Genomic DNA, 11,467 nt, shown 5'->3' with positions numbered 1-11,467 from the left:
ACTGCCCCGTGACAGACCCCGCGCTCGCCATCGCCCGCTTCGAACTCGGCCCGTTTCTCACCAACACGTACGTCGTGGGCGTCCGCACATCGCCCGACTGCTGGATCATCGATCCGAGCTTCGAGCCCGCGCCGGTCATCGAGCACGTCCGGGCGCAGGGCCTCACCCCCCGCGCGATCGTGCTCACGCACGCCCACATCGACCACATCGCCGGCATCGCCGACGTGCGACGGGCCTTCCCGGATGCGCCGGTTCTGCTGCACAAGGCCGAGCACGACTGGCTGGGCGCCCCTGAACTCAACCTGAGCCTCCTGTCGGGCGCGCCGATCAGCCTGCCCGACCCGGATCGCGCGCTCCAGGACGGCGAGACGCTCGAACTCGCCGGCGTCGGCTGGCGGGTGCTGCACACGCCCGGGCACTCGCCCGGGGGCGTCACGCTCGTGCAGGATCGGTCGAACATCGCCATCGTGGGCGACACGCTCTTCGCGGGCAGCGTCGGGCGCTCGGACCTGCCCAACGCCGACCCCGACGTGCTCGAAGCATCGATCCGCACGCGCCTGTACACGTTGCCCGACGCCACGACGGTGCTGCCCGGGCACGGCCCGCCCACAACCATCGGCGCCGAGAAGCGCACGAACCCGTTCGTCCGCGCCCGCTGACGCTCCGGCGCCCTGACGCGCCACCCCGTTCGCTACATCGCGCTCGCCAGGCCCATGCACCGGCGCCAGGCGCTCACCTGCCCCGCGTGCATCATGACGTGGCTGTTGATCAGGAAGTTCACCAGGTGCCCCACGAGCGCGAACCGCGCGCGCTGCGCCTCGTTCGGGTTCTCGCGGAGCAGCACGTCGTCGGGCGTGTCGCGCACGCCCGCGTGCATCGCGTCGGTGATCTCGAAGTACCGCGTGACGATCTCCCCGAACGCCGGGTAGATCGCCCCGCTGGGGTCGTCGTGGCACGGCGCCCCGGCCTTGAAGAGCGCCTCCCACGTCTCGGGCGTCGCCGCCGGCGCGGGATCCTTGCCCACCAGCGTGAGCACACGCGCGCCGTAGAGGGACAGGTGCCCGAAGACGAACACCGGGTGGTTGGTGTCGATCACCCCCTCGCGTCCCACAGGCTTGCGGGCCGCCTGCTCCGGGCGAATGCCCTGCACCAGGCGATCGGTGTAGTCGCGGGCCCGCTGCGCGGGGGTGAGCATGATCGACGCGAGGGCGTTCATGGGCGGCTTCCTCCGGGTCTCTTTGAGCGTAGGGACCGGTAATCCGTTGCGCGGTGTTCGGACGAGCGCGGGTCCCGCGTTCACCGGACAGTTGCCCCAAAGTCGCGCGCCGGACGGGTCGAAGTTGAAAGCGAGGTGGTTCCCGGTCTCCCGTGAACCACTCGTCCGCCGAGTACCCGGACGGACCCCGGCCCGCACACACCCCCAGAGAGGTCACTCATGTCGAAGCCCACCGGTCGTCCGCGGAACAATCGAACCGAGATCACCCGCCTGCTCCTGGCCGCGGGCCTGCTCCACACCGCGGCGGCCTCGACCGCCCTGGCCCAGGGCGGGTCGCCCGTCAAGAGCCCCGCGCCGGCGGAGGCCGCGCCCGTCGAGGACGACGCCGCCACCGAGGCCAGGGTGCGCGTCGACGAGAACAACCTGGTCGACCTCGCCGTGAACGACGAGGACCTGGGCAACGTGCTCGAGATGCTCTCGATCCAGAGCCAGAAGAACATCATCGCGAGCAAGAGCGTCAGCGCCCGCGTGACCGCGAACCTCTTCCGGGTCTCGTTCTACGAGGCGCTGGACGCCATCCTTGGCGTGAACGGGTTCGGGTACGTCGAGCAGGGCAACTTCATCATGGTCTACACGCTCGACGAGCTGCGCGTGCTCGAGTCGCAGTCGCGTCGGCGCGTCAGCAAGGTCATCAACCTCAACTACCTCAGCGCGACCGACGCCGCGGAGTTTGTGAAGCCCCTGCTCTCCGTCGCCGTGGCGGGGCAGGAGGCCGGGCAGATGAAGACCAACGGCAAGCTGGCGAACTTCCCGTCCATCGGCGACACGCCGCTGGGCGCGGACGAGTTCGCGTCCACCTCCACCATCGTCGTCTTCGACTACGAGGAGAACGTCTCCGAGATCGAGGCCCTCCTGCAGCAGCTCGACATCCGCCCCTCGCAGGTCCTGGTCGAGGCCACGATCCTCCAGACTAGCCTCAACGAGGCGAACGCGCTCGGCGTCGACTTCTCGCTCGTCGCGGACGCGAACCTCGCGGACTTCGTCTCGCAGGGCGGGCCGCTCGGCGTCGTGAACGGGCTCATCTCCGGGCGCGCCACTTCCGGCGGCTCCTCGCCGCTGCCCGCGGACGGCAGCGCCACCGGCGTCACGAGCACGGTGGGCGGCACGGCCGGCGCGGGCGGGCTGAAGGTCGGCATCGTCTCCGATGACGTCGCCGTCTTCCTCCGCGTCCTGGACGAAGTCACCGACACCACGATCCTCTCGAACCCCAAGGTGCTCGCCCTGAACCGCCAGGCCAGCCGCGTCCTGGTCGGTCGCAAGGTCGGCTACCTCAGCACGACGAGCACCGACACCGCCACGACCCAGACCGTGCAGTTCCTCGACACGGGTACCCAGCTCTACTTCCGCCCGATCGTGAGCTCGGACGGCATGATCCGGATGGAACTCAAGCCGCAGGTTTCGGAGGCCGTCATCCGCGAGCAGCGCGACGCCACCGGCGCCGCGGTGACGATCCCCGACGAGATCACGAACGAACTCACGACCAACGTGATGGTGCGCGACGGGCAGACCGTGGTGCTGGGCGGGCTGTTCCGCGAGAGCACGCAGTCGTCGCGCAGCCAGGTGCCGCTGCTGGGCGACATCCCGATCATCGGGTACGCGTTCCGGGGCCAGGAAGACGAGGTCCAGCGCAGCGAGATCATCTTCACCGTGACGCCGCACATCATCACCGACGCGGCGATCGACGCGCAGGCCTCTCGCTTCCGCGATCAGGCCGACCGCGTCCGGGCCGGGGCGCGCGAGGGCACGCTGCCCTTCAGCCGCGAGCGCCTGACGAGCATCCTGAACGTGAAGGCGGAGAACGCCGCCGTCGCGGGCGACACCGACCGGGCGATGTGGTACCTCAGCCGCTCGCTCGCGATGAACAGCAACCAGCCCGAGGCCATCGGCCTGCGCGAGCGCCTCGCGGGCAAGAAGATGAACTGGCCCAACCGCAGCGTGCTCGACCGGATCATCGACGGCGAGACCGACCACATCATCAGCAAGTCCGCGGACGCCGGGTCCACCGCCGTCATCGACTCGGTCCTCGCGTCGGACCTGCCGCCCGCAACGCCAGAGGCAACCTTCACCCTCTCCACTACCGACACGCCCGACGGCATGTACACGACCGCCGGCACGCAGCAGACGTCGGCCAACACCTCCTCGGCGAACACCGCCGCCGCCGACGCCCCCGCCGACAACGCCTTCTTCGTCTACACCCAGCCCCCCACCGCCACCAGCTTCGGCGCCGTCGGCATGTTCAACCAGTTCGTGAGCATCCGCTTCAGCCGCCACGCGGCCCAGCTCCGCGAAACCTGGCGCACCACCAACGTCTCGGAGGAAGTCCCCGCGTCGATTCCCGAGATCGAGACCATGCCCGGCGGCTTCAACAAGTAACACCCACCGCGCCCCGCCCGAAAGGGCCGGGCGCGATTTTTCCCCCTCCCCCTCTCCCCCCTCACCCGTCCCGCCGCTGCGCGGGGCCCCTCTCGGAAAGCGAGTGAACCCATGAACCGATCCACGACGAGCGTGCCCACGCATCGCGCCCGCACCCCGCGGGTTCTCGGAACCGCGCGCCTCGCGCTGCTCGCCGGCGCCCTCGCCGGCGTGCTCGCGACGGGCGCGTGCGGCAAGCACGGGAAGTTCACCGAGAAGCACATGAGCGCCGCCAAGCTCCGCATGGCGGAACTCAAGTCCGCCACCGAGTACCAGATGGCGCACCAGGCGTTCCTCGCGGGCGACCTCAAGAAGTCGCTGCGCCACGTGACGTACTCGATCGAACTCAACCCGATCATCCCCAAGAGCCACATCCTGCTGGGTCGCACGCACCTGGAGGGGGGCAACGTCGAGGACGCCGCCGCCGCGTTCCAGAAGGCCGCCGAACTCGACCCCGTCAACGTCGACGCCGCCTACTTCCAGGGCATCCTCGCCGAGCGCCTTGACCGCAAGGAGGACGCGCTCAAGCACTACACGCGTGCCCTGGAACTCGAGCCGACGAACCCGCAGCACGCGATCGCGGCGTCCGAAATGCTGATCTCCCTCGGGCGCATCGATGACGCCGAGCGTCTGCTGCGCAACGACGCGTCGTCGTTCCAGCACAGCGCTGGCGTGCGCCAGTCGCTGGCGCACATCGCGCTGCTCCGCGGGCAGCCCGAGGTCGCCGTCACGCTCTTCCAGGAGGCGCGCCTGCTCGCGCCGAACGACTCGAACCTGCTCGAGTCGCTCGCGACCGCGCAGATCAGCGCCGGCCAGTTTGCGCAGGCCGAGTCGAACCTGGCTGGGCTGCTGCGCGACCCCGAGTACGCGCAGCGTCGCGACCTGCGTCGCCTGCGGGCCGACTGCCTGGCGCGGACGGACCGGGCGGTGGAGGCCCGCGACGTGTACCTGTCGCTGAGCGCCGACCAGGAAGGCTCCGCCGACCCCGAGGTCTGGAACCACGTCGGGCAACTGTCGGTCATCCTGAAGGACTGGCCCCGGGTGCGCACCGCGGCCCAGCGTCTGATCGCGATCGATCCCGACGCCGCCGCCGGGTACGTCCTGCGGGGGCTGGAGCTGCGTTCTCGCGGCGAGCACCGGGCCGCGGCCGACAGCTTCGCCCACGCCGTGCAGCGCGAGCGCACCGCCGACAACCTGATCCTGCTGGGCATGAGCCTGCACTCGATGGGGCGCGACGCGGACGCGCGGACGTGCTTCACGAACGCGCTGGCGCTGCGTCCCAACGACTCCGCCGCGACGCGCCTGCTCGCGGGCATCCCCAACGCCGACTGACCGACGTACGCAGCGGAAGGGCACTCGCAGCCCCGGAGGCCGCGCCGAGGGGGCGCGCCCCGGGGTTCTTTCTCGTTCACGCGCCAGCGTGCAATAGGTCGTGCAGGTCGCACTCGACGCTGCGCCGCCCGTTGAACTCGTTGATCCGGGGCGTCACGAAGACGTCGAGCAGGCTCCCGCGCGGGATGTCCTTCGCCCGTGCACCCCAGTTCCACCCCACCAGCCGCACCGGCGCGCCGCCCGCGTCGGGCGTCACGCGCAGCGACAGGTGCTTGTTCTGAGGCCCGAAGGTCTCGGGCAGCGTCGCCACACGCACACCCCGCACCCGCAGGCGCACCGGCGGGTTCTCGCGCCCGAACGGCCCGAGCAACCCCAGGCGGCGTGCCGTGTCGAGCGAGAACTCGTGCAGCCCGGCGTCGGTATCGAAGTTCCCGCGCGCCACCAGATGCGCCGCGTCGATCTGCCGGTTCGCCACGCCCACGAACGCCTCGGCGAACGCGTCGAGGTTTGCCCTCGACAGGCGCATCCCGGCCGCCATGTCGTGCCCGCCATACCCCGTCAGGTGGGCCGCGCACTCGGCCAGCGCCGCGTGCAGCGAGAACCCGTCGATGCTCCGCCCCGAGCCGTGGCAGGCCCCGTCGGCCTCGCAGAGCAGGATCGCCGGGCGGTGGTAGCGTTCGACGAGCCGCGAGCACACGATCCCCACCACCCCCGCGTGCCACGCGGGGTCGGCGAGCACGATCGCCCGCCGCTCGCTCCCCGTCATCCCGCCCTGTTCGGCCAGCTCGCACGCGCGCCGGAAGATCTCGCGCTCGGTCGCCCGGCGCTCGTTGTTGAGGCGGGTCAATCCCTCCGCGATCTCCCGCGCGCGGTCGCCCTCGGCGACCGTCAGCAGTTCCACCGCCTCGCGCGCGTGCCCCATGCGTCCGCACGCGTTCAGCCTCGGCGCCAGCGTGAAGCCCACGTCGTCCTCGCGCACGTTCTCGCCCGACAAGCCCGACGCCTCGACCAGCGCGCGCAGCCCGCCCAGGCCCGAGTGCTTGATCCGCGCCAGCCCGAACCGCGCGATCACCCGGTTCTCGTCGCGCAGCGGCACCACGTCCGCGATCACGCCCAGGGCCGCCAGCGCCAGTAACTCCAGCAGCAACTCGCGCACCGGCGGCGGGACGCGCTCCCCGCCGCAGTGCATCGTCGCCAGGCGCCACGCAAGCTTGAACGCGACGCCCGCGCCGCACAGGTCGCCGAAGGGGTACACGGAGTCTGGTCGTCGCGGGTGCACGACGGCGTACGCGTCGGGCAGTTCGCCCATCGTCGCGGGCGGGTTGTGATGATCGGTGATGATGAGGTCGACGCCCGCGTCGCGCGCCACCCGCGCCGGTTCGACCGCCGTCACGCCGCAATCCACCGACACGATGACCTTCGCCCCGCGCGCCGCGAGATCGCGGATCGCCTGCGCGTTGAGCCCGTACCCTTCTTCGAGCCGGTGGGGCACGTACGACGAGATCACCGCTCCGGGCTCGAGCAGCCGCAGCACGTGGTGGAGGATGGCGACCGACGTGACGCCGTCGACGTCGTAGTCGCCGTAGAGGACGATGGGCTCGCCCGTCCGAGCCGCGTGCAGCACGCGAGCCGCCGCGCGGTCCATGTCGGGAATGCCCGAGGGATCGTGGAGATGGCGCAGGCTGGGCTCGAGGAACCGGGCGCGCGCGTCCGGGTCGGTCAGCCCGCGCGCCCGCAGCACGCGCGTGACCAGGTCCTCGTTCGGGAGAACCTCCACGCCCTGCCCGGTCCAGAGCTTCGTCAGCCCGCGAACCAGCGGGCCCGCCGTCATGCGATCCGTCGCGCTCGGCATGGCGGCAGGATACCGTGCCTGTCCCCGCGTGCCCCCCGCTCTCCCGACAGCCCTTCGCACGCGGGGTCGGAAGCGGGGCTTTCCGTCGCCCTCACCGGCGCAGTCCTCTCAGGGAGCACCCCCATGGTCAAGCTCACCAAGATCTACACCCGCACCGGCGACGACGGCACGACGGGCCTGGCGACCGGGCAGCGCGTCCGCAAGGACGACCTCCGCGTCGACACCTACGGCAGCGTCGACGAAGCCAACGCGTGCATCGGCCTCGCAGTGCGAGAGGCCGACCACGCCGCCACCTCGCCCGGCGCCGCGCCCGCCGCGGCGGACATCGCGTCGATCCTCCGCGCCATCCAGCACGACCTGTTCGACCTGGGCGCCGATCTCGCCACGCCCGTGGCGGGCGAAGAGCCCGCGGGCTCGCGCCTGCGCATCATCCCGACGCAGGTCGCCCGCCTCGAGACCACCATCGACCGCTTCAACGACACCCTCGCCCCGCTCACGAGCTTCGTGCTGCCCGGGGGCTCGGCGCTCGCCTCGCACCTGCACGTGGCGCGCACCGTCGTCCGGCGTGCCGAGCGGCTGGCTGTCGCGCTCGCCGCCCGCGAACCCGGCGCCGTCAACCCCGAGGCCGTCAAGTACCTCAACCGTCTGAGCGACCTGCTGTTCGTGCTCGGGCGCGTCGCGAACGACTCCGGCGCGGGCGACGTCCTGTGGAAACCCGGCGCGAACCGCTAGCCGCCGCGTCCGCGGCACGCGCCCGCACTCCTCAATGAAAAACGCCGGGCGACGGCGCCCGGCGTTCGTGGTGCGATCTCGCGTTCGCGTTACTTCTTGCTCTTCTTCTCGCCCGCGTCCTTGCCCTTGCCCTTGGGCTTGTCGCCCTTGGCGTCGGCGCTCTTGGATTCCGGGGCGGCCGCGGGAGCGGGCGCTCCCTCCGGTGCGGCGCCCTCCGCGGGGGCGTCCTTCTTCGCCCAGCCGACGACGCGGGCCTTGTCCGACTGAATCGCCTGCTCGATGGCGTCCGCGCGCCGGCGCATCGCCTTCTCGCGCTTGTCCTCGCGCTCCTCGCGGCTGCCGCGGCGCTCGCGCTCCTCGCGTTCCGGGCGCTCGCCGCCCTTTTCCTCCGCAGGGGCCGCGTCCTTGGGCAGCTCGCGGTCGGGCTTCACCACCAGCTTGACGATCGCGTCGAGATCGGTGTCCAGCTTGATGTGCAGCTCGTACTTGTCGACCCGCTTGATCGCGCCCGGCAGTCGCACGTCGCGCGGCTTCACTAAGTACCCGCGCGTCGTCAGTTCCGTCGCCACGTCCTGCTGGGTGATCGCGCCGTACAGGATGCCCTGGTCGTTGCACGACCGGACGAGTTCGAGCTCGACACCCTCGAGCTTCGCGGTCGTCTCTTCGCGCTGGGCGCGCTGCTGCGCGACCTGACGCTCCGCCTCGGCACGCTTGGCCGCGAGCGTCTGCACCAGTTCCTCGCTCGGCTCGGTCGCGAGGGCGCGGGGCAGCAGGAAGTTGCGGGCGTAGCCCGTCCGCACCGAGACCACGTCCCCGACGATTCCCAGGGAATCGACGTTCTCGATCAGCAACAACTTCATGTTCTTGGGCACAACTGTCCTCCCCGCGCGGCGCGCGTCAGAAGTTAGGAGCCGCCCCGCCCGGTGCACGCGCCCCGGGCCGCCGACCCCAATCGCAAGCCCAGAGTCTAGGCCGCCGCAGGGCGTTCGTCCGCCGGCCGCACGCCCGACGCCAGCAGCCGCCGGCGCCGCCACAGCAGCACCACCAGCCCGATCACGTACAGCAGCCCGAACCCCGCGCCCGGGCCGTACATCCCCCACAGGTTTACCGCCGGGTAGATGAGCGCCGGCGTCGCCTGCACCGGCAGCGCCGAGGGCGTCAGTGTCAGAGGCGGCTTCACCCCGGGCCGCGGCACCGAGACCTGGAACTGGCTGTCCTCCCCTCGCTCGACCACGATCTTCTGGCTGTGCTCGCGCCCCACGAACACCGTCGACAGCGAGCGCGGCTGCACGGTGAACATGACCTGGAGCGCCAGCCCCACATCCGCCGCGGCCTTCGCGTCGTCCGGGTCTGACAGGTCGATGCCCGCCGCTTCGAACAGCCGACGCCCGATCGATCGCTCGATCGCGGGAAACTCTTCCACCACCGCGCCGGATGTGTCCTTCAGCACGCCGGCCGCTGGCGGGTACGACAGCTCGAGCGTGCCCTTCTCGACCCCGTCGTTCACCAGCGTCAGGCGTCCGATCCCCACCTTCGGCTTGTTGAACGCGTCGTCGTTCGTGTTGATCTCCAGCCGAAACTCATAGGACTTCTCCCGCCGCGTCGCCGTGCCGTCCGCCCCGTCCCGATACGCCGGCCCCGGAACGAACGCGTAGCGGTGGATCCAGTCCCATTCCCACGCCGGCGGCGGGGCCGGCCGGGGCGCGGCCGCAATCCGCGCCTGGTTCGCCACCCACAATGAAATCGGCCCGCCCACGCCCGCGCAGACCATCGTCCACCCGACGACGAGCATCGCCGTCGACCCACGGAACGCGATCGCCATCCGCGGGGTGATCACCCCCACGCTCATCAGCCGCGCACCGCATTCCGGGCATGTCCACACGGGGTTGCGCAGCGCGTACCCGCACCCGCCGCACGTCGGCTCGCGACGGACCTCGAGCGGGACCGCCACGCTCCGCAGCACCATCGAGATGCCGACGACTACCAGCGCCATCAGCACCGCCAGCCACACCGACGATTCGATCATCGCGGATCCCCCGTCTCGTGCGGCGCGGAGTCTACCGCCCCGCGCGGGATCCATGCACTGACGTCGCCGGGCTCAGAACGGAATGTCGTCGGCCGGCGGCTCGTTCCCCGCCGGCGATGAGGCGCGGCCCGCGCTGGGCTTGCTCGACCACGACGACGGACGCCCTTCCACTTCCCCGTCCGCACCACCGCCGCCGCCGCCGCCGCCACCACCGCCGCCCTGACGCGAATCGATGAACTGGAAGCTGTCCACGACGACGCTCATCTTGGAGCGGTTCTGGCCCGACTCCTTGTCCTGCCACGTGTCCAGCTTCAGGCGCCCCTCGATGAAGACCGGGCGCCCCTTCGACAGGTACTTCGCCATCGTCTCCGCCGTACGCCCCCACGCCTCGCAGTCGACGAACGTGGTCTCCTCGCGCTTCTCGCCGGATTGGGTCGTGTAGTGCCGGTTCACCGCCAGGCCGATCTTCGCCACCGACGTGCCCCCGCCCACCGACTTCAGTTCGATGTCGCGCGTCAGGTTGCCCATCAGCAGCACCTTGTTGTAACTCGCCATGTGCGGCCTCCAGCGGCGCGAGCCGAACGGCCCTCACCGACCCGATCATACCCCAACCGGCACGCCCGCCGCGCGCCCCGAACCGACACACCCATCGCGACCGCGGGCGCCGATCAGGCCTGCGGGGCGACTTCCTCTTCCGGGGCGGCGGGCGCGGGCGCCGGCGCGGGCGCCTGCACCACCATGGCCGGGCGCTCGGCACGCATCTTCGCCTCGATCTCCAGTTCCTTGGTCGCGTCCTGGGCGCGGATCGTCTCCTCGGTCATGTGGTCGCAGCGCAGGATCATCGTGCGGAGGATCTTCTCCGACAGGTTGCAGTCCCGCTCGACGTGCGCGATGTCGACCCCGGGCGCCTTGAAGAACACGAGCACGTAGTACCCGCGCTTCTGCCCCTCGATCTCGTACGCCAGGCGACGGTCGTCCCACTTGCGCATCGCGAGGATCTCGCCGTGCCCGCGCGCGATGATCTCCCGGATGTGCTCGATCGCCCCGTTCAGGTCCGCCGCCACCGCCTGGCTGAGCAGGAACATCGCCTCGTAGTTGTACACTCGCTTCTTCGACATGCTCGGTCCTTTCTCGCCGGGCGCCCGCTGCCGGGCGCGTCGTTCTTCACTGTCCAACTCATTCCCCGCCCGTCTGCTTCTTCCCCTCGCCGGGCTTCGGCTCCGGCGCGTTCACGCTGTTCATCGCCTGCGCCAGCCCGCGCGACGCCCACGCCTCGGCCCCTTGCACAGCCTTGGCCAGCCCGCCCTCCAGCGCGGCGTGTTCCTCCGCGCTGAACCGCGACAGCACATAGTCCGCCTGGTCCATGTGCGCGGGCTTGCCGCCTCCCGGCAGCATGCCCACCCCGATCCGCAGGCGCGCGTACGCCTCCGTCCCGAGCGCTCGCTGGATGTCCGTGAGCCCGTTGTGCCCGCCCGTGCCGCCGCCCGGGCGAAGCCGCACCGCGCCGGTGGGCAGGTAGAGGTCGTCGACGACGACCAGCAGGTCGGCGCCGACGTCGGCTTTGTAGAAGGCGATGGCCTCTCCCACGCACTGCCCGGAGAGGTTCATGTAGGTCGTCGGCTTGAGCAGCAGGCACTTCTCGCCGGCGATCACGACCTCCGTGGTGGCCGCCTTGAAGCGGGCGCGGGGCGTCGCCCCCGCGCCGTGCTTCGACGACAGCCGGTCCACCACCATGAACCCGACGTTGTGCCGGGTCGAGGTGTACTCCGCGCCTGGATTGCCCAATCCGACGATCAGCTTCATGGCTCCCGGACCTGCGTGCTCCCCTGGCGTGCGA

The 11,467-nt window shown here is 70.9% G+C and carries 11 protein-coding genes; 4 read left to right on the top strand and 7 right to left on the bottom strand.

Features of this window, described 5'->3' with window-relative positions:
• Window positions 1-8: 8 nt before the first annotated feature.
• Window positions 9-659 (top strand): MBL fold metallo-hydrolase, encoded by a 651-nt coding sequence (locus tag SFY69_01100; GenBank protein MDX2130630.1) that lies wholly within the window; start codon window positions 9-11, stop codon window positions 657-659.
• Window positions 660-691: 32 nt separating this feature from the next.
• Here the strand turns inward: SFY69_01100 and SFY69_01095 are convergent, their stop codons facing one another.
• Window positions 692-1,216 (bottom strand): DinB family protein, encoded by a 525-nt coding sequence (locus SFY69_01095; protein MDX2130629.1) that lies wholly within the window; start codon window positions 1,214-1,216, stop codon window positions 692-694.
• Window positions 1,217-1,435: 219 nt separating this feature from the next.
• Between SFY69_01095 and SFY69_01090 the strand changes: the two genes are divergently transcribed.
• Complete coding sequence (locus SFY69_01090; protein MDX2130628.1) at window positions 1,436-3,649, top strand: secretin N-terminal domain-containing protein; 2,214 nt, start codon at window positions 1,436-1,438, stop codon at window positions 3,647-3,649.
• A 111-nt stretch (window positions 3,650-3,760) separates the two neighbouring features.
• Window positions 3,761-5,020 (top strand): tetratricopeptide repeat protein, encoded by a 1,260-nt coding sequence (locus SFY69_01085; protein ID MDX2130627.1) that lies wholly within the window; start codon window positions 3,761-3,763, stop codon window positions 5,018-5,020.
• A gap of 76 nt (window positions 5,021-5,096) precedes the next feature.
• Here SFY69_01085 and recJ read toward each other — a convergent pair whose 3' ends face one another.
• Window positions 5,097-6,872: a single-stranded-DNA-specific exonuclease RecJ gene (recJ, locus tag SFY69_01080; GenBank protein ID MDX2130626.1), complete on the bottom strand. Its 1,776-nt coding sequence runs from the start codon at window positions 6,870-6,872 to the stop codon at window positions 5,097-5,099.
• A 123-nt stretch (window positions 6,873-6,995) separates the two neighbouring features.
• Between recJ and SFY69_01075 the strand changes: the two genes are divergently transcribed.
• Window positions 6,996-7,604: a cob(I)yrinic acid a,c-diamide adenosyltransferase gene (locus SFY69_01075; GenBank protein MDX2130625.1), complete on the top strand. Its 609-nt coding sequence runs from the start codon at window positions 6,996-6,998 to the stop codon at window positions 7,602-7,604.
• An 89-nt stretch (window positions 7,605-7,693) separates the two neighbouring features.
• Here SFY69_01075 and rplI read toward each other — a convergent pair whose 3' ends face one another.
• From rplI to pth, 5 genes are all read right to left on the bottom strand, one after another.
• Window positions 7,694-8,476, bottom strand: coding sequence for a 50S ribosomal protein L9 (rplI, locus tag SFY69_01070; protein MDX2130624.1), 783 nt, complete (start codon window positions 8,474-8,476; stop codon window positions 7,694-7,696).
• Between the two features lie 95 nt (window positions 8,477-8,571).
• Window positions 8,572-9,630, bottom strand: a complete 1,059-nt coding sequence (locus SFY69_01065) for a hypothetical protein (protein MDX2130623.1) — start codon at window positions 9,628-9,630, stop codon at window positions 8,572-8,574.
• A 72-nt stretch (window positions 9,631-9,702) separates the two neighbouring features.
• Entirely contained in the window at window positions 9,703-10,185 is a 483-nt protein-coding gene (ssb, locus tag SFY69_01060) for a single-stranded DNA-binding protein (protein ID MDX2130622.1), read from the bottom strand.
• 113 nt (window positions 10,186-10,298) lie between these two features.
• Complete coding sequence (gene rpsF, locus SFY69_01055) at window positions 10,299-10,748, bottom strand: 30S ribosomal protein S6 (protein MDX2130621.1); 450 nt, start codon at window positions 10,746-10,748, stop codon at window positions 10,299-10,301.
• A gap of 58 nt (window positions 10,749-10,806) precedes the next feature.
• A complete protein-coding gene (gene pth, locus SFY69_01050; GenBank protein MDX2130620.1) occupies window positions 10,807-11,433 on the bottom strand; it encodes an aminoacyl-tRNA hydrolase in 627 nt (208 codons plus the stop codon).
• Window positions 11,434-11,467: the final 34 nt, after the last annotated feature.

This window comes from Planctomycetota bacterium, from assembly GCA_033763975.1.
Classification (GTDB): Bacteria; Planctomycetota; Phycisphaerae; order Phycisphaerales; family UBA1924; genus RI-211.
Note: the sequence above shows the minus strand (reverse complement) of the source record. Positions and strands in the feature narration are given on the sequence as shown.

What these genes read in the sequence shown, in the direction of transcription:
- SFY69_01095 (MDX2130629.1), bottom strand. Translation starts at nt 1,216, where the DNA reads ATGAACGCCCTCGCGTCGATCATGCTCACCCCCGCGCAGCGGGCCCGC.
- SFY69_01090 (MDX2130628.1), top strand. Translation starts at nt 1,436, where the DNA reads ATGTCGAAGCCCACCGGTCGTCCGCGGAACAATCGAACCGAGATCACC.
- SFY69_01085 (MDX2130627.1), top strand. Translation starts at nt 3,761, where the DNA reads ATGAACCGATCCACGACGAGCGTGCCCACGCATCGCGCCCGCACCCCG.
- recJ (MDX2130626.1), bottom strand. Translation starts at nt 6,872, where the DNA reads ATGCCGAGCGCGACGGATCGCATGACGGCGGGCCCGCTGGTTCGCGGG.
- SFY69_01075 (MDX2130625.1), top strand. Translation starts at nt 6,996, where the DNA reads ATGGTCAAGCTCACCAAGATCTACACCCGCACCGGCGACGACGGCACG.
- SFY69_01065 (MDX2130623.1), bottom strand. Translation starts at nt 9,630, where the DNA reads ATGATCGAATCGTCGGTGTGGCTGGCGGTGCTGATGGCGCTGGTAGTC.
- ssb (MDX2130622.1), bottom strand. Translation starts at nt 10,185, where the DNA reads ATGGCGAGTTACAACAAGGTGCTGCTGATGGGCAACCTGACGCGCGAC.
- rpsF (MDX2130621.1), bottom strand. Translation starts at nt 10,748, where the DNA reads ATGTCGAAGAAGCGAGTGTACAACTACGAGGCGATGTTCCTGCTCAGC.
- pth (MDX2130620.1), bottom strand. Translation starts at nt 11,433, where the DNA reads ATGAAGCTGATCGTCGGATTGGGCAATCCAGGCGCGGAGTACACCTCG.